Source organism: Amazonocrinis nigriterrae CENA67 (assembly GCF_016056305.1).
GTDB lineage: Bacteria > Cyanobacteriota > Cyanobacteriia > Cyanobacteriales > Nostocaceae > Amazonocrinis > Amazonocrinis nigriterrae.
The window spans coordinates 17,799-37,375 of record NZ_JAECZC010000059.1 but is presented as its reverse complement, the minus strand read 5'-3'; the positions used below and the strand labels follow the sequence as shown (position 1 = coordinate 37,375).

Genomic DNA, 19,577 nt, shown 5'->3' with positions numbered 1-19,577 from the left:
ACTAATTTAGTATGTTTCTACGTGCCAGCGACCAGCTTTCTTGAGTTGTTTTTGGTAATCACTCCAGGTGACTCCTTCTTTGGCAGCAGCAGCTGTTAAAGCAGCATCAATGCCATCTTCCATACCCCGCAAACCACATATGTAGGTGTGGGTTTTTTCATTCTTAATCAACTGCCACAGTTCATCTGCATGTTCTGCTACGCGGTCTTGAATGTACATTCTGCCACCTTGGGGATTTTTCTGTTCCCGGCTAATGGCGTAAGTGAGGCGGAAGTTGTCAGGATATTTCTGTTGAATTTCTTCCAATTCTTCCTTATATAAGATATTTGGAGTTGTGGGAACACCAAATATTAACCAAGAGAATCCTTTAAATTGGTATTCTGGGTTAGCTGCTCTTTCTGCATCTTTAAACTGACGCCAGAGGTAAGCCCGCATCGGCGCAATACCTGTTCCAGTTGCCATCATAATCACGTTGGCATCTGGGTCATCGGGTAACAACATTTCTTTACCCACTGGGCCAGTGATTTTTACCTCATCCCCAGGTTTGAGGAAACACAGGTGTGTAGAGCATACACCGTAGACTGTTTCGCCGGTTTCGGGATGCTTGTATTCCAACTGGCGGACGCACAGTGATACTGTCTTGTCATCTACATCATCACCGTGACGAGTCGAAGCGATGGAGTAGAGTCTCAGTTTTTCTGGCTTGCCATTTTTATCTAAACCTGGCGGAATAATGCCGATACTTTGACCTTCTATATACTTTAGATTACTGCCTGTCAGGTCAAACTTGATGTGCTGAACAATACCAATGCCGCCTTCTGCCACCAAAGGTTCATTAGAAATCACCTTGCCAATAAATGGTGCGTTAGGGCGGTAAGTGTTGACAGGAACATCAGCGTGTTTGGCTTTCGCTTGAGTCATGGTGTTGCCTTTGTTGTCCTTATTCTTGGGCTGTTCTTCAGCGTTAGCATTCGCAGGTGTGGCTTTACCATTCCCCTCATTGTTAGCACCATTGAGTTGCTGTGAAGCATTAAAAGGTTGGATGCTAACAATTTTGCCGCCTAAGCGAGTGATACGTCGCATTTCTTGATTCATGCGGTTGTAAGGCACTCTGATGAACACACTGCCACTATTACGAATTGGGTAGTTCGTTTGATCAGTTTCTTCGTTCTGACGCAGACCCACCACTTCGTAAACGAAGACGCGGCTACCTGATTCTGTGTTGGCAGCACCCTCAACAGCACCTTGATTGTACATTCGTTCTATCACTCCGATCTTTACTTAACCGTTTCTCAAAAAAAAACTATTCTCATCACGCGCCAGATTTAGTTTATCGGATTTTTGGTTACCAAAACTAGCGCTATGGGAAAGCGGCATAGTAAGTTAATGCCTTGCTAAGTACACTCACCAAAGACATGCAGGCATAGCAAAGAACACACCTGTTCACCTTCTAAGGTAAAGGATAAGTCTGTTGGAGAATGTTAATAATGAGTCAATTTAATGTTTTTTTCCTGAACTACAACTGCCATCAGGGACATAGCTTTTTACTGCCCAAAGGGCTATGCGCTATGGTCTATGACATCAGAAGGCAATTTTGATTGGCAAAAGCCATTACTCACTTTGCCTCCACTAGCTGCCGCCATTTTTGGCTTTTTTGGGGTTTACATTAAGCAAAACCAGTAGAGGAAGATTTCTTCCACTTGGTTTAACTTCCCTAAGTACATGTCTATCAGTAATGTTTTTTGCTGTTTTCAGTTGCCGATGATGGATAATTCCATAACACACTACAATTACAGCACTCAAACATTATTGCGTGATATAAGCAACTATAATAAGTTTTACTTGATGTGAAGCATCTGTCAACCTCATTATCAGTAGACCTCATAAAACGCCTTGGGTTTATTTCCGACTTCACAAGGATCAGCGCTGGTGACAGTCCGAAGAATATGTAGCAATCTAATTTGAGTCGCAAAAATTCTCGTGATGACCATCATTAAGGAGGCAGTAGGGAATCCCCATAAATAAATTCAGGGCTTTTAACAAGGACACTGTATATAGAGACGCGCGTCCTCAAATACGTTTTTGACTTTTGTTCATCAATAAATTTAGTTGCTCTGTATCCTTTGGCAGAGGGGAAATAAATTCTTTTCTCCTGCCTCCTGCCTACTGCTCTGTGCCTTTGTTAGGTTATTTGTCATTACAAAGGATGAAGGAAAAGCCTGACTTTGCTGATTTCATAAATCATTGAGAACTACCATAGTAATCACCCTATGATTTGGGCATTTCTCAAAAATTACCAAAACACCTGCTTGATCATTCTTTAGGTAGATTTTGGCTTTGAATATCTGAAGCGTTGCGATCGCCCAGGTGAAAATTCAGTCACTTTGATTTTTTTTATACCGCAAAAAATATACCAAAGGAAATTGTAGAATAGAGATATAAACAGGAACACGACATTGCTACAGGATCTGTGGGTGATGCTGACAAGTCCTTGAAAATCAACAAATAAATCATCAGTATCATAGGGTAACCACTAGATTCTTGGTGACAGCAAATCTTGTTATGGAATACCCCCTTCTGATAAAATTAAATATATCACTAGGATTAAATACTCACCAGTAGCGAATTCAAGCTAGTCAGACGAGGAGCAACTATAAGTTTAGTTGTACACCCGTCTGATGCATTATGGCGCTGCTGAATACCGAGAATGCAGGATAAACCGATGGGGTAAACTCCTGGCTGCGAAATCTGCTGTGTGAAAAATTATTGATTGACACATTTAGTATCTAGAGGAGATTTATGACAAGTAAGCCGGAACGCGTGGTACTGATTGGAGTAGCCGGAGACTCTGGGTGCGGTAAATCTACGTTTTTGCGTCGTTTAATAGATTTGTTTGGCGAAGAATTAATGACAGTCATCTGTTTGGATGACTATCATTCTCTAGATCGCAAACAGCGTAAAGAAACCGGAATAACTGCACTTGACCCTAGGGCAAACAATTTCGACCTGATGTATGAGCAAATTAAAGCGCTCAAGAGTGGTCAAGCGATTGATAAGCCGATTTACAACCACGAAACCGGCATGATTGATCCGCCAGAACGGATAGAGCCAAATCACATTGTAGTTGTTGAAGGGCTACATCCTTTATATGATGAGCGGGTGCGATCGCTAATCGACTTCAGCGTTTATTTTGACATCAGTGATGAAGTCAAGATTGCCTGGAAAATCCAGCGGGATATGGCAGAAAGGGGCCATCGTTACGAAGATGTCCTAGCGCAAATCAATTCCCGTAAACCAGACTTTGAAAAGTTTATTGAACCACAAAGAGAATTTGCTGATGTAGTTCTCCAAGTACTACCCACAAACTTGATCAAAAACGACACTGAACGCAAAGTTTTGCGCGTACGGATGCTTCAGCGGGAAGGTAAGGAAGGCTTTGAGCCAGCTTACCTCTTTGATGAAGGGTCAACAATCAATTGGACTCCCTGCGGACGCAAGCTCACCTGTTCCTACCCCGGTATGCAACTGTACTATGGTTCAGATGTTTACTACGGTCGCTACGTCTCAGTGTTAGAAGTAGATGGTCAGTTTGACAACTTAGAAGAAGTCATTTACATAGAAAACCATCTCAGCAATACATCGACCAAATATCAAGGTGAATTGACTCACTTGTTACTCCAACACCGTGAGTATCCAGGTTCCAACAATGGTACTGGTTTGTTCCAAGTGCTTACAGGTTTAAAAATGCGTGCTGCTTATGAGCTTCTGACATCAAAGGAAGCAAAGCTAGCAGTTCAGGTTTAAAGCAGCAGTATTTGTGTCAAAGCTTGCAGGGACACTTTTGGGTGTCCCTTTTTTTTGTCATCAGAATTTTCTAGCTAATACCAATTCGTAATTCGTAATTCGTAATTGTAGAGACGATTCGCCGAATCGTCTGTACTCAGATATGGCATGGCTTTCGGGGTTTGAATGTGTTGCCTCATTTTAGAGAATTACTCCTTTCCCGTTCAAAGAATACCTAAATTTTTTTAACGTAGACGCGTTCGGCGAAGCCGTTCTCGCAGAGTAGCGGCTTCCCGAAGGGTACCGCAAAGAACTCAAAGGACACAAAGGAAGAGATACGTAATCTTATGGCGGGAAGGGAGTAGTATTAGAAATTCGGGGGCTGTCAAATCTACCTTCTGAAATACCATAGCTTTAAAGAATACTTATCTATCGTTAGTGGTTTTTTAAAAGAAAATCAAGACACTAACTACTGAATGTGTCAATATTGTTATGATTCCCAAATTTAGCTAAAACTTAAAGTTGCCCCACGTCTCACCCAAAAGGGGAGGGTGGGATGAATTTGAACACTTTTGTATCGTTCAATTCTACAGTAGGGCATTCCGTGGAATTAGAACAAAGCGAGAGTTTGTATCCAGCAGAATACCGGGAGTCACTTGAAAGCATACACTCAACCCTTGCGGGAGTGTAGAAGTATCTCACTGACTGAACTAAATGCCCAATATTTAGTCAACGAAAATACTCTTAAAGGAGGAATTCTCTTTGTCTCGTCGTTATTTATTTACCTCCGAGTCAGTTACCGAAGGTCATCCAGACAAAATCTGCGATCAGATCTCTGATACGATTCTAGATGCCTTGCTGACACAAGATTCTGCTAGCCGTGTTGCTGCCGAAGTTGTAGTCAATACTGGCTTAGTGCTAATTACTGGTGAAATTACTACCAAAGCCAACGTCAATTTCGTCAATCTTGCCCGTAAGAAAATTGCTGAAATTGGCTACGTTGATGCTGATAACGGCTTTTCTGCTAACAGTACCAGTGTGCTTGTAGCTTTAGATGAACAATCACCTGATATTGCTCAAGGTGTTAACACCGCGCAAGAAACCCGCGAACAGGATAGTGATGAACAATTCGACAAAATTGGTGCGGGTGATCAAGGGATTATGTTTGGCTTTGCCTGTAACGAAACACCAGAATTGATGCCCTTACCCATCAGCCTGGCCCACCGCATTGCTCGCCGATTGGCAGCAGTCCGCAAAACAGGCGAATTATCATACCTGCGCCCTGATGGTAAAACACAAGTAACTGTGGTTTACGAAGATGGTCGTCCTGTAGGCATTGATACTATCCTCATTTCCACTCAGCACGACGCTAGTATTGGGGAAATTACTGATGAGGCAGCAGTACAAGCTAAAATCAAAGAAGACCTGTGGACAGCAGTAGTTCAACCTGTTTTTAGCGACATTGACATTAAGCCGACTGATGAGACACGCTTTTTAGTCAACCCCACCGGTAAGTTCGTTGTTGGCGGGCCGCAAGGAGATTCTGGTCTAACAGGACGGAAGATTATTGTTGATACCTATGGTGGGTATTCCCGACATGGCGGTGGTGCTTTTTCGGGTAAAGACCCCACAAAAGTAGACCGTTCTGCTGCTTATGCTGCTCGCTATGTGGCGAAAAATATTGTCGCCGCAGGGTTAGCAGAGAAAGTTGAAATCCAGCTATCCTATGCTATTGGTGTAGCACGACCAACAAGTATTTTGGTGGATACCTTTGGCACTGGCAAAGTGGATGAAGAAACCTTACTGGAATTAATCAAGCAGAACTTTGAACTGCGTCCAGCGGGGATTATCCATACCTTCAATTTACGCAACTTACCAAATGAACGAGGCGGACGTTTTTATCAGGACGTCGCAGCTTACGGCCATTTTGGACGGAACGATCTAGATTTACCCTGGGAGCGTACCGATAAGGCGGAATTGTTGAAACAAGCTCTCAGCCAGACACTAGAAGCTGCGATCGCCTAGAGTTATGAGGAAGCAGGAGAACTTGGGTCACCACGACCGAAAGGTCTTGAGGTTTCCCCAAGGGTACTGCTTCACTTTTTGTCTCATAACTTCTAACTCCTCAGTTAGTACCTTGAAATACAACTTAATATTCATCAGAAAGATCTCTGCCTTTTAATTGCTTTAGCAGGATAAAGGTAGAGTTTTTTTTATACAATTTATGTTCTCAATCTTCAAAATTTATCGTAGACATGTAAGCGTTGAGGATGTGGCGTCCAAGACGAGAGCTGCCTCACGAATTACAAATTGGTATAACTTATTGTAAAAATCGTTTTTCTTTGATAAAAAAACCTCAATAAAAGTGCAGCAAATTTAGGCTAATACTGAGTTATTAAATTAATAATTTATGTAAGAGATTAATCTTTTCTCAAGATTTAGCTCACAATATATAGAGTAAGTTAAGATACAAAGTAAATAATCTTGTATGATTTGTTTGAGCAAATCAATTACTCTAAATCTGTCAAATTTTAAACAAATACCATTTATTTCTGAAGCTAAGCTCAGAAAACTTACCCGAAACTAGCCGCTGTAGTGACAATTCATGAATTGCCACTACGTTAAGAAAGTACAACATGACACAGAATTACTATAAGATGTTTATAAAAAATTGAATTTTCTTATAAACTTAGACAAATAAATGATAAAATTTCCACTGTACAAGCTTACGCAGCGGCTACTTAAATGTTATTTGCTAAATAAAATAGCTGGCTTACCAACCGTCAGACGTAATGGTAAACGTGCAACGGCACTCTTGGTAGAGTTTCGCAGCCCAAGTGAAAACGAAGTGCGAGTACTTAAGCGTCAAAACTAGCCTCACCGTAACTGTAAAGCAAAACCCATAGAGGCGATCGCAGTTAGGCATTGCCGCAGGCTCAGGTAGGGCTTATCGTAGAGTAGGGTAAAGTAGAGTAAGCTAAAATAACAAATTAGCGGATATCTATAATATTGCCGCGATTAACTTAACATCAAAAACAACCGTGAGGAGGGTAGGCTCCTAAAAAATGCCTTGACTTTATGAAACTACTTAGTTATTAAAGAGAGTGATTGTTGTTTGTAGCGACAAAATGGTAAACATTCATATCAAAACTGCTCAAACATAATGAAGTCATGCAAATTATCTATAGATAGAGCTATTATTTGGGCTTGTTATAAAACAAGAAGATAATGTCAGTGTTAATTAGTAATAGAAGTGATTGTCAAAGTGAGACTGATGTAGTGATTTTGGGGAGATGGCAAGGAGAATTGAGCTATGCAAACTCAAAAGCCAATCCTTGTTAACAGCAGTTCAGAAACCAAAAAAGTGCCAGTTCAAGAACCATCAGACGAACTCCCCACTATAGAATTTCCCACACGAGGGAAACTAAAAGCCAGTTCTTGGCGTATACATCAAAAAATTGGTTACGGGTACTTTGTAGCAATTGGGATTGGCTTTTTCGGCTCACTGACTGGGTTAGTAATCGCTAACTATTACCGGGGACGAGAAATTAGGCAATTCAATCAAGCCCAAGAGCAAAGACAACTACTAACTAACTATAAAGATGCGGTAGTGGGGGCACAACTGCATAGTTCTAACTTGGCTGCATTTTTAGAAGATTCACAGCGGCTACCAATTAAAAAAGCCGAATTTCTGAATAATGTTGAAAAGGCTGAGAAACTAGAGAAAGATATCGGGGATTTTATAGACAAAAGGCCTAAAGATTTAGCAGCTACCAGTGCTAATTTACAGGCCTTATTACAGGATTATGCAATTAACCTCAAATCCTATGTTGCTCAAATAGAAGCTGTGTTACAATCAGTCGACTCGCAGCAAGTCAAGGCGCAGCAAATTGACTCAGCACGAGCGCAATTACTCTTAATTATGCGTGGCGAAACGGCTAGGCAGTTAGATCAACTCTCGAAAAAATTGACAAATATTCTACAAACTGCTGAAAGTCAAGAACAGAGAAGGCAACAAGATGTAGAACAAGCCAAAGGAGTAGAGAGATTAATTGTAATGGTGAGTATGCTAGTATCAGTGGCGATCGCTGCCATTGTAGCGTGGCGTACTAGTCGAGCGATCGCTGAACCAGTCATTATCGTAACTCAAGTAGCCGAGCAAGTAGCGAGGAAATCTAATTTCGATTTGCGCGCACCAGTTACTACAGAAGATGAAATTGGCTTACTTGCCAAGTCTCTGAATCGTTTGATTGAACGAGTATCTGAACGGACTAAAGAATTAGAACAAGCCAAAGAATTAGCAGAAGCAGCTAGCAAGGCAAAAAGTATATTTTTAGCAAATGTGAGTCACGAATTACGCACACCTTTGAATGCTGTTATTGGTCTGAGCCAACTTTTACAAGACGACGCTACTGATTTAGATTTATCAGGAGACTTTATTACTGATTTAGAAACTATTAACTCTGCTGGTAGGCATCTCCTGGAACTAATTAACGACATCCTTGATTTGTCAAAAATTGAAGCTGGGAAAATGACCCTTTATCCAGAGACTTTTGAGATTGCCACGCTGATTAATAATCTTGTTCTCACCGTCAAGCCCGCTATAGAAAAAAATGGCAATGTCTTAAAAGTAGATTACGATCAGCAGCTGGGAACGATGTACGCAGACCAAACTAGAATGCGACAAGTACTTTTAAATTTGCTCAGTAACGCTGCTAAGTTTACCACCAATGGTCATGTGACACTAACAGTTAAAACTGAAAAGCAAGGTGTGTTGCGAGATGCTCCTTTTGGCATGATTACTTTTACTGTCGCTGACACAGGTATTGGTATGTCTGTTAGTCAACAGCAACAATTATTTCAACCCTTCATCCAAGGGGATACCTCGACGACAAAAAAATATGGCGGTACAGGATTGGGGTTAGCAATTAGCCGCCATTTCTGCCAAATGATGGGTGGTGAAATTATTGTTAAAAGTCAGCTAGGAGTTGGTTCTGTTTTTACTGTTCACTTGCCACTTACTATGCAAAAGTGAGCAATATATAGTGGTTTTCACTCAAGTTTGGTACGAGGTAATTGTAGAAGCAATTACTAAATTGCTTCTATGGTGTACTAAAATCAAGTGATTCAAGTACTCAACACGAATTTTCAAACATCTACTTAGGAAACACCAACAGATAAATTATTCAAGTTGTGCCTTTTTTTAACAAATGAGTTGGTTAAGGAAAATGGAGACGAATTTACTTTTTCAACCTTTGAACTTTTAGATGAGGAATCAAAGACTTCATTTTCAATGTTTTCACTAGTTACAACAGTGTAGTCTTTTGCGTGTAATTCCAAGTCAAAAGCCCTAAAGCAGAGTACGAGAGTTTTTCGGTCTACACCTTGACTTCGAGACCACAATCGATTCAGAGTTTTAGCAGAAATATTCATGCGATCGCTCAGTTGTTCTATAGTCCAGCGATCGCCTTGATTTTCTGTAACCTCTGCATCAAGAATCGCTTGCTGTAAACGTTTCAATCCTATAGAAGTTAATACAACTCCTCGTCTGCGCTTAGTTTTACTTTGTTGCAGTTCCATATATTATCAGACAATAATTTTTCAGACGATTTTGTTTGAAGATACGCCTATATAACTGACGCAAAATTACATCTTATCGAGGACAATTCATGAATTGCCTCGATGTTAGTAAAGCGCCTGCTCATATAGAATACAATTTCAAACTCTGGAGCTAAATTTATCAGTAAAAAATAAGAAACTTATAGGGATACTAAAAATTTTTATTCGTTGGTATCGCTTAGATAGTAGTAATACCAATTCGTAATTTGTAATTCGTAATTCGTAATTGTAGAGACGATTCGTTGAATCGTCTCTACTCAGGTATAGTCTGGGTTTCGGCGTTTAAATGTGTTGCAGGATTTTAGAGAATTGGTATAAGTACAGAACTACATCCTTTATTTGGCAATTCATGAATTGCTACTATATAAAAATACGAGTTAGGCTATTGTTTCCGTGGATTATAAGCAATATGCCCAACTTTCCTAAAAAGTTGGGCATATGAGACTTGCAATTTTTACAAATCAAATAAGATTACTATAGTAATTGTAACGATGATGTCTTTAGATAGCACTCATCAGTTCTGGATCTTGAGCTTTCTGTTCATTGCTTTCAACTTTTTTAAGTACGATCATCCCTCTTGCTCGATCTGATGCTGAATCTCTATCTATACAAGCTAAGTACATCCGTTCCGCAGGACATTTCCAAAACCTTGTATAACGCTTGGGATTAGTATCAGCAATAGTTATTTCTTGTGTTGTTTTATCATAGTCTGCTAATAGGGAAAAGTGACCACCACCCAACTTTATTTCGTGGGCAATGTCAACATTAAAGTTTAAAATGTGAATATCATTTTCATCGTAGATAGCTCTTTCTATTTCTTGAATAAAGCTTTCAAGTGTCATACTTGCTTTGTCAAAGTGTTCGACGATTACAGAGATAGGTAAATTCTTTTCTTCCACATATTTGACACAAGTATCGTAAGTCTCGGCCAGGGTCATACCATCATCTAGAACAGTGTCGATAGGTAGTCTAGTGACGTAAAATATATCATCAATGTTTGTTGGGTATCCTAATGCTGTCAATCCATAGGCGATCGCTGTGACATTACAACATCTGATCGGTTGTTGGAAAGCCTTAAGTTTGATTGCGTGTAAGTCCGTTTTAGTCATGTTGTGATATCCTCTGTTTACTTTGCTATTTTCGCAAGTTCGCTACGTTAAATTTATACCATTTTGGATTTGAGATTTTGAAGTGCGAAATAGTTATTAAATAACCTTTATGGAAATTTTTTCTGTCGCAACCATTGTGAGAATTAGCTTTTTTATAGTAGGAAGTATTGCATTGACTGACAATACTTTATTTTTTCTGGTGCTGAATATATCATCAACAAATAAGAAACTGATAAAAATACTAGAATTTTTAATGAATTGGTTGTGGCTCAGTCACAAACTCATTTTCATCTTGCAAACCCCAGCCGAGAACACGAGCGATCGCCGAAGCTAAAGTCAATGGATTAAAAGGTTTTGCAATTGCCTCAACCACACCAAGCTGCTGAAGTTTTTGTGGTGTAAAGCAAGCCGCCCTGACACTCAAGAAGATAACGGGAATTTCTTGAGTTAAAGGTTGTTCCTGGAGTCTATGCAGAAAAGTGATGGCATCCATACCTGGCATTAAAACATCTAAGAGGATGGCATCAGGACGTTCTTGTGCTAATTGTTTAAGTCCGGCTTGAGCAGAGGCGACAGTCATCACATTCCACCCTGCTAGGTCGCTTAAACAGGCTTGCACAAGTTCTCGGATAGTTGCTTCATCATCAATCAGCAATATTTTTTTGGTTGTCATTCTTACATTGCTTTAAGAAGCTAAAGGCGATTGATAAATCGAGCTTAAATCAAGAAAATAAGAAACTTATAAGGGAATTGGTCAGTTGTCAGTTGTCATTCTCCCCTATCTCCCCATTTCCCTATCTCCCCTGCTCCCCTGCTCCCCTGCTCCTCATCTCCCCATCACCCCTACTCCGCCCAACCTAGCATTTCGGCTATTTGGTCACAAATCAGGGTGGGGTCGAATGGTTTTGTCATAATTCCGGCTATATCTAATTGAGCAAAGCGGGTGCGATCGCTTGGTAATACTTTGGCTGTTAGCAAAATCACCGGAATCATTTGAGTTGTTGGGTTGGCTTTGATTTGCTCGTAGAATTGCAAGCCATCCATGTCAGGCATAGATACATCGAGGAGAATGACATCAAGTGCATACTCTTGGGCTTTCAGAAGTCCTTCATGACCGGATTCAGCCGCAATTGCTTCCCACCCTCCTAAATCCTCCAAGCAGGTGCAGACAAGCTCTCGCAGCGATTCTTCATCATCGATCACAAGGATGCGTTTAGTCATAAAGAAACCCCAAAAATAAAACAATTATCAAATTTCTTCTCCCCCATCTCCCCCACTCCTAACTATCCTGGTGGTATGGGCAAGGTGAAATAAAATGTGCTGCCTTCACCGAATGTACTCTCTGCCCAAATATTACCATCGTGCTGTTGGACAATACTTTGACAAATTGCCAAGCCAAGACCTGTTCCTCCCTTGGCGCGAGAATCGGAAATATCAACTTGCTGGAAGCGTTCAAAAATACTTTCTAGTTTATCTGCGGGAATGCCTCTGCCTTGGTCTTTGACTTGAAACAGAACTGAGTCAGTCTGAAGTTGAGCAGACAGGATAATAACAGAGTTAGGGGGAGAAAACTTGATGGCGTTGCTCAACAAATTGGTCAGGGTTTGGATGATTAAGTCAGGCGAAGCCCAAACGCTAGCTGTACTAGGGATAATCGAGAGTGTAACGGCGGCTTCCAAAGCAATTGATTGTACTCCTTCAACTGCTCGTTGCATTAAATCTTCTGCATTACAGACTTCCTTTACAAGCTGCACTCGCCCTGAAGATAAGCGTTCTAAATCAAGGATGTCATTAACCAGACGCACCAGGCGATCGCTGTTGGTCAATGCTTGCTGGAGCATCCGTTTGGCTTTTTCTGGTTTGTTGTCGTACATTCCAGTATTAAGCAGTCCTAAAAAGCCCCGAATGGCAGTTAATGGGGTACGAAGTTCATGACTGACAATAGAAATGAATTCATTTTTCATCCGCTCAATGGCTTGCTGTTCGGTGATGTCTTGGATCTGGGCAACATAGTACAAAGGTTCGTTGTGCAAATCTCGTACTAGCGACAAACTCGTCAGTCCCCAAGCAATGCTTCCTCCATTACACAAGTAGCGCAATTCCACTTGAGTATTGCGATTTTCGTTGGTCAGGACTTGCTGTATAGAGTGTTGAAACTTAGTAATATCTTCCGGGTGAATTAGCTTAGATGCGCTCAGGCCTAGAGTCTCTGACTCAGAATAACCAAACATTTCAGCTAGCATAGGATTGATTTGTAGCCAGCGATCATCCAATCCTAGCAGCGCCATGCCAATGGGAGCATCATGAAAGGCATGGCGAAACCGTTCTTCACTTTCGCGCAAAGCTGCTTCGGCTTGTTTGAGATCAGTTATATCTAGCAGTACTCCATACCAAGCAATCTCACCATTCTCCCGACGTTCCGGGCGGGAGTTAGCGCGTATCCACTTAATTTTGCCAGAGGAAGTTACAATCCGCCATTCGTAAGCAAAGGGTTCTAGCGTTTCCATGCTTTGAATAAACAACTCATTGTACAAAGGGCGGTCTTCAACATGTATTTGGTTAAAAGTGAGTGAGGCATCTTCTAAGACTTGTTCAGGTTCCAATTCTTGAATTTCCCGGATTCCTGGACTGATATATTCAAATTTCCTCTTATCTGTATCTGGGTAATAAACCAGGATGTAAATTTGTGCGGGTGAGGCTGTGGCGATTTTTTGGAATCGAGCTTCGCTTTGTCGCAGAGCTTCTTCAATACATTTGCGATCGCTAATATCTAACATCACTCCATGCCAAAGCAACGCCCCGTCCTCTCGGCGTTCCGGTCGAGAATTTGCTTGAACCCACTTGATTTTGCCAGAAGGAGTAATGATCCGCCACTCATGCTTAAACGGTTGCATGGTTTCGATACAGCGGATCAGCGTTTGCTGATGCCCTTCTACATCGTCAGGATGAAAACAATTAAATGCAACTGCTGGATCTTTCAAGGCTTCAGCCAAGGGAATTTCCTGAATTTCCTCAAAAGCTTGGCTGAGATATTCAAACCGTACAGGTCTACCGGGATATTCCTCAATGGTGTAGATGATTCCAGGTGAAGCGGCGGCTAACTGCTGGAATCGAGCTTCGCTTTGCCGCAGAGCTTCTTCAATGCGTTTGCGATCGCTGATATCCAGGCAAACACCATACCAGACAATTTCACCGTTTTCCCGACGTTCCGGTCGAGAACTAGCCTGAAGCCACTTGATTTGTCCTGATGGAGTGATAATCCGCCATTCATGTCTAAATAGCTGCATCTTCTCCAGACTATGCCTCACGGCTTGGTGATAAGCTTGGCGATCATCTGGGTGAATCTGGGTGAGTGTAATGCTAGCATTTGCCAGGGCTTCGGCTACTGGAACCTCATGCAGATCCTCAAAGGCAGGGCTGAGGAACTCGTATCGAGATGGGCCGCTGGGATCTTCGACTACGGTGTAAATCACTCCTGGGGAAGCAGCTGCTAACTGTTGGAATTGAGCTTCTCTTTCCTGCAATGCCTTCTGTGCTAGGACGCGATCGCTAATATCTAAATTCGTCCCTAGCAATTTAATTACTTGCCCTTGTTCATCAACAATCGCTTCTCCTCTGGCTTCAACATATCGAATTGAGCCATTGGGTTGAATGATGCGAAACTCTATTTTGTAAGGGGTTTTAGTGGCAATGGTTTGAGCGATGCTTTGCCGTAGCAATTCTCGCTCTTCGGGATGAATTAGTTCCATGAATTGAGAAAGGGCTGGTTCGCTTTGAGCAATATCCCAACCAAAGATTTGGAAGCTTTCCTCTGACCACTTCACCGCCAGAGTGTTGATATACAGTTCCCAACTGCCCACATGGGCAACCTGCTGGGCGCGACGCAGAGCTGCTTCACTTTCACGCAAGGCTGATTCGGCTCGTTTGCGCTCTGTGATATCTGTCACCCGTACTAGATTGATCGTTTGATTAGCGATCGTCACGCGCTTGGCTGCCAAGTTACCCCAAAACAGATTGCCTTTTCGCGTTACGTATTCAATTTCCTGGCTCCACACACCTGTTTGATTCATTTCGGCGATGATTTCTCCCAGTTCATCTGAGGTGAAGGGATGACACTGAAGCGTGTGGCCTTGGATACCAATTAATTCGGCTTTACTGTCTGCTTCAAACAGTTCTACTGCTCGATCATTACAATCAGCAATCAAGAGTGTTGCGATATCGACTAAAAACAAAGCATCAGCAGATTCGTTGTAAATAGCCTCGCGTAAATCTTTTTGCTGTTGCAGTTCTAATTCTGCTTGTTTACGCTCTGTAATATCTTTAGTAACTGCAATGATGTGGGGTTGTCCCTGAAGTTCAATGATATCGGCTGAAAACAAAACTGTGATAATCCTGCCAGTTTTATGACGCACGGCAAATTCTCTGTTACGAACTGGTTTACCTGCGTGTAAATCCTGTAAATAGCGTTGTCGATCCTCCAGATTCACCCAATATTTGATATTTGTGACTTTGCGATCAACAACTTCTTCCCTGGAGTAGCCATATAACTCCATAAAAGCATCATTCACATCTACACAATGCCCTTCTAGGGTGATAATGCCAATGGCATCAGGACAGGTACGAAACACTTTGGTGAACCGTTCTTCTGACTCTTGGAGGGCAGTTTTGACCCGTTCATAGGACTGATCAAGCTGCTGGGCCATCCAGTTAAACGAGTGAGTCAGGACTTGGAGTTCTGCAATTGGACTATCTTGTTTAATAGTTTTATTAAATTCCCCATCTGCCAAGGCCAAACTGGCTTTACTCAATCGCTTGATGGGTAGGGCAATGAATTGAGTCAGTAAGAATCCAAGGGCGATCGCAAAAGTCAATGCACCAATACTAAACACTATGGTACCGCGTGTATTGGCATTAATTTCTGCCATAAAGTCGGATTCTGGCACCACCGTCACAATCAACCAATCAAGACCCAATTGATTGCTGTAAGGAGTGACGAGTAAAAATTCCTTTTTGCCTTCAATTTTAAATTCAAGTTGCTGTGTTTTCTGAATTTGATTTAAGTTGCCAAAGCGGGAAAGTAGATGCTGTCCTGCAAGGCTAATTAGGGGTTCCTGGCTTGCTGTGACCGAAAGGCGTTTGTTTTCTGTGCCATCAACATTAGTCACAAAAGGTTGTTCGGAGGTTGTAGAAGCAACCATTAGTCCCGAACGTTCAATAATAAATACCTGTCCGTGAGTACCGACCTGCAATTTTTTAAGAAACTCGCTAATGGTGACAAGTCTTAAATCGCTAGCAAAAACGCCCTGGAGTTGTTGTTTCTCGTTATAAAGTGGGTAACTCGCGGCAATTCCTAGACCTGTGGAACTCGGTACATATACATAAATGGGTGTCCAAGTTGGTTTACCTGCTGAAAGTGCCTTTTGATAAAAAGGTCTTTGAGTTCCATCATAGTTTTGCTGTTTAACTAATAATTTTTGTCGCTTTCCCTGACTATCTACGCCATATACATAAAGCGTTCCTTGAGTAAAATTCTCGGTGAAAGAAACACTAAAACCCCGCTCATCGTTACCGGCTCCCACGAGTCCGCCTTGGGGATTGATAAAATGAATTCTCGCTGAATTAAATTCTTGAATTTGACCTAAAAAATAGCGTTGTAAACTTTGAGGATTGGTAATATCTACTTGTCCTAGCTTGCTGGCTCTAGCATTGAGGCGATTAATTAAGTCTGGAGTCTGCAAGTAATCACTAAGATACAAATGGATGCGATCGCTGACCTCGGTCATCAACTGATATGCCAAGTTATTGACTGACTGCTGAGCATTCTGCAAGGACATATAACCCACAAGCCCTGTAGTCCCCACGGTCAACAGCACAAAGCTAACGGTGAGTATCAAGCGTAGAGGAAGTTTCAGCTTTTGTTTGCTAGCTTGCTTTTTGCCAAAAACATTGGATGTCATAATAATTCGTAATTGATAATTCGTAATTCGTAATTATTAGCTGCTACTTTTATGTATAAATTGAATAATGAATAAATTAATTTTTTCATTAGTAAATTAAATTTCTATTTTGTCAATAAATTAATTATTAATTGTAATTAATAAATTCTGAATTACGAATTACGAATTACGAATTACGAATTACGAATTACGAATTACGAATTACGAATTACGAATCCTCCGCTTCAGTGTTGTTAGTTCTTGTTGTAAGCGGGAGCGATCAATGCGACTGATCACACGGGTGACTAACTCCGGCCCCACCACGGGTTTACTGATAAAATCATCGGCTCCCGCCGCAAATACCTGCTGGATAGATTCTATATCTGTATGAGCAGTAACCACTAAAATCGGTAAATTTCCCCATTTGGGATCTTGTCGTACCACACGGCACAAGTCAATACCATTGTAGGTTGGCATTTCTAAATCAATTACCAGTAAGTCTGGTATTGTAGCAATTAGTACTTGCCAAAATTGTCGGGGGTCTTGTAAAGTCTTCACTCCCAGTCCCCAAGGTGAGAGTAAATTGCTCAAGAGTTCCAGGGCGATGGGGTCATCGTCTAAAATCAACACTTTGGCTTGGGAAGCTGGAGATTTGGGCAAAACTTGAGCGATCGCTGCAAATACTTCGGCATTTGCTACAGGCTTGTGCAGATATCGCTGTATTCCTAAACGAGAAACAGCAACTCGTTCTGTGAGATTGTCTTGTTCAGCGATCGCTAAAATTGCTGTATTGGGCAGCTGCTCTTTGAGTTTTTGTAGCAAGGTTAAACTATCTTCCAGCGGCTGTTGCTGATTGATATTGAGTAAAACAGCCTGGGGAGATTGAGAAATCTTTTGTTGTGCGATCGCCCAATTGCCAGCTGCTTCAATCTCCACTCCCCAATTCATAGCCTCGGCTTTTAATTGATTGGCTAAGGATTGATCATTGATCACCAACACCAAGGGATTTTGAGGCGGCTTTTGCTCTTCGATGGTTATTGGTGTGGGAGGTTTACTCAGCGCTTCTTTGAGTTGAATGATGAGTTTTGCAAGTTGGGAGACTTCCTTTGCACCTAAAAGCTTGTCGTCCATCAAAAGATGTTCAATTGCTTTGGCTAGCTTCGATCCTATTTCGTAGCCAAATGAGCCTAATGTTCCTGCTAACTTGTGGGCTTCGTTGCTTGCACGTTGTTGGAGTTCCGGCTGCAATTTCCCTGTTTGCAAAGCTTGTTCTACTTGCTCTAACAAAGTCACCCGTTGGACAAAGGTATCTTTGTAACGTTCTATGACTTTGTTAACTGAAGCAAGAGATGTTTGAGGTTTTTCTTTTCTGGCTTTTCCCAGTTTTTGTGTTTTTGCGCTTTGAACAGACAACACATCCAAAGCTTGTTCAGTCTTGGGTGGAGTCTTGAGTCGATAGCCCAAGCCATAAACAGTTTCAAATAAATCGGCGCACATTCCCGCAGCTTTGAGCTTTTGCCGCAAATCTTTAATTAAATTAGTGACAGTTGCTTCGCTGGGCGTGGCATCAAATGACCAGAGGCGATCTATAATGTCACTGCGGCTAAAAACACGCTGGGGATTACGCAAAAACAACCCTAGCAGGCTGTATTCTTTGGGACTTAAAGATACAAGTTGCTTTTTATAAGTTACTTCTGCCGAAACGGGATTGACGCAAAGATTTTCCCATGTCAGTAAGGTCGGAGCTAGTTCGTTCTGCCCTCGACGCAGCAATGCCCGTATCCTTGCTAACAACTCACTGATCTGGTAAGGTTTGGTGAGATAATCATCTGCACCCGCATCTAATCCCTTCACCACATCCGCACTTTGGTCTTTGGCGGTGAGTAAGAGAATCGGTTTTTGAATTCCCTGAGTCCGAAGTTGACGGCAAAGGCTAATGCCATCGAGTTTAGGAATCAGCAGATCCAACAAGATTAAGTCAAAGTTTGATGAGGTTGCCAAGGCTAACCCAGCTTCACCATCAGTTGCCAGTTCAACTGTGTAGTACTGAGTTGTGAGCAGTTCACACAGTACTGCTGCCATTGGGCGATCGTCCTCTACCAGCAGAATTTTCACAACGTCTACTATCTACTCACCGATAATCAAGATGATCCAGCACAACTCAAGGGCTTCACTTGTGTCCTGGAATTATTTTTTGTTAGGTTTTTGTTTTTTTTAAATAAATTTGTGTAATTGCCCAAGCAAGATTATAACAGTATAGTTACCGCTTTTTACGGTAATTAGCTAAATTACTCTACTTTTCTGACTTTAGTAGCGTTGGGCATCTTGTCCGCCCTGAATACAAAGGACGGGTGGGGACACCCATCCTACAAGAAAATTTGATAGGACTTACGCACACTCTACGAATTCTTGGCGTTCTTGGCGCCTTGGTGAAGCAGTCGCAGTCTTGGCGCCTTGCGTCGATTGCGTTAGCGCAGCGATCTTCGACGCAGGAGCGTCACTGCTGAACCTGAAGGGCGGTTCGATATATTACAGCGTTTTTCAATTGAATAGACACCAAATTTAGTAAACTGAAGGAGCAGCAAAAATACTCATAGTTATGCCGGCTCCCTACTCAACAGATTTACGCCAACGTGTGATAAATGCTTATGAATCCAAACAAGGGTCGCAACGCCAATTGGCTGAACGCTTTCAAGTGAGTGTATCCTTCATTAAAAGGTTAATTCGTCGCTATCGAGACACGGGACAGGTGACATCTTTGCCTCATGGAGGAGGTGCGATCGCTAAAATCAGGAATAGTAGTTTGGCAGTAATTGAGCAGTTAGTTGATGAGCAACCAGATGCAATACTTGAAGAATTATGCTCTGGTTTTGCAGCCAAAAGTGGTGTCGAAGTCAGTGTTACGACTATGCATCGAGCAGTTCAAAGGTTGAAGTTGACCACTAAAAAAAACACTATATGCTAGCGAGCAAGACAGTTCACGAGTCAATCAAATGCGCTTTGATTATCGAGATTGGGTTTTAGGTATAGACCCACATAATTTGGTATTTGTAGATGAATCCGGTTTGAGGTTGGGAATGACACGACTGTACGGTCGTGCAAAAATTGGTGAGCGATTGCATGATTCATG

11 protein-coding genes are annotated in these 19,577 nt (G+C 41.8%); 4 read left to right on the top strand and 7 right to left on the bottom strand.

The window, feature by feature from the left end; all coding sequences use genetic code 11:
• Positions 1–6: 6 nt before the first annotated feature.
• Complete coding sequence (gene petH, locus I8748_RS24380; RefSeq protein ID WP_198127121.1) at positions 7–1,257, bottom strand: ferredoxin--NADP reductase; 1,251 nt, start codon at positions 1,255–1,257, stop codon at positions 7–9.
• Positions 1,258–2,799: 1,542 nt separating this feature from the next.
• On the opposite strand from petH, the gene I8748_RS24375 reads away from it, so the two are divergent.
• From I8748_RS24375 to I8748_RS24365, 3 genes are all read left to right on the top strand, one after another.
• A complete protein-coding gene (locus I8748_RS24375; RefSeq protein ID WP_198127120.1) occupies positions 2,800–3,804 on the top strand; it encodes a phosphoribulokinase in 1,005 nt (334 codons plus the stop codon).
• 741 nt (positions 3,805–4,545) lie between these two features.
• Complete coding sequence (gene metK, locus I8748_RS24370) at positions 4,546–5,808, top strand: methionine adenosyltransferase (protein ID WP_198127119.1); 1,263 nt, start codon at positions 4,546–4,548, stop codon at positions 5,806–5,808.
• A gap of 1,288 nt (positions 5,809–7,096) precedes the next feature.
• Positions 7,097–8,818, top strand: coding sequence for a sensor histidine kinase (locus I8748_RS24365; RefSeq protein ID WP_198127118.1), 1,722 nt, complete (start codon positions 7,097–7,099; stop codon positions 8,816–8,818).
• Between the two features lie 125 nt (positions 8,819–8,943).
• Here I8748_RS24365 and I8748_RS24360 read toward each other — a convergent pair whose 3' ends face one another.
• The 6 genes from I8748_RS24360 to I8748_RS24335 form a co-directional block, all read right to left on the bottom strand.
• Entirely contained in the window at positions 8,944–9,363 is a 420-nt protein-coding gene (locus I8748_RS24360; RefSeq protein ID WP_198127117.1) for a hypothetical protein, read from the bottom strand.
• 539 nt (positions 9,364–9,902) lie between these two features.
• Positions 9,903–10,511, bottom strand: coding sequence for a phytochelatin synthase family protein (locus tag I8748_RS24355; protein ID WP_198127116.1), 609 nt, complete (start codon positions 10,509–10,511; stop codon positions 9,903–9,905).
• Between the two features lie 250 nt (positions 10,512–10,761).
• Positions 10,762–11,184 (bottom strand): response regulator, encoded by a 423-nt coding sequence (locus tag I8748_RS24350; protein ID WP_198127115.1) that lies wholly within the window; start codon positions 11,182–11,184, stop codon positions 10,762–10,764.
• A 170-nt stretch (positions 11,185–11,354) separates the two neighbouring features.
• The gene (locus I8748_RS24345; RefSeq protein ID WP_198127114.1) at positions 11,355–11,732 is read right to left on the bottom strand and encodes a response regulator; all 378 of its coding nucleotides are present in this window, start codon (positions 11,730–11,732) and stop codon (positions 11,355–11,357) included.
• A 62-nt stretch (positions 11,733–11,794) separates the two neighbouring features.
• Positions 11,795–16,468, bottom strand: coding sequence for a PAS domain S-box protein (locus I8748_RS24340; protein ID WP_198127113.1), 4,674 nt, complete (start codon positions 16,466–16,468; stop codon positions 11,795–11,797).
• Positions 16,469–16,669: 201 nt separating this feature from the next.
• Positions 16,670–18,562, bottom strand: coding sequence for a response regulator (locus I8748_RS24335; RefSeq protein ID WP_198127112.1), 1,893 nt, complete (start codon positions 18,560–18,562; stop codon positions 16,670–16,672).
• Positions 18,563–19,046: 484 nt separating this feature from the next.
• Between I8748_RS24335 and I8748_RS24330 the strand changes: the two genes are divergently transcribed.
• Positions 19,047–19,412: a helix-turn-helix domain-containing protein gene (locus tag I8748_RS24330; protein WP_198125864.1), complete on the top strand. Its 366-nt coding sequence runs from the start codon at positions 19,047–19,049 to the stop codon at positions 19,410–19,412.
• Positions 19,413–19,577: the final 165 nt, after the last annotated feature.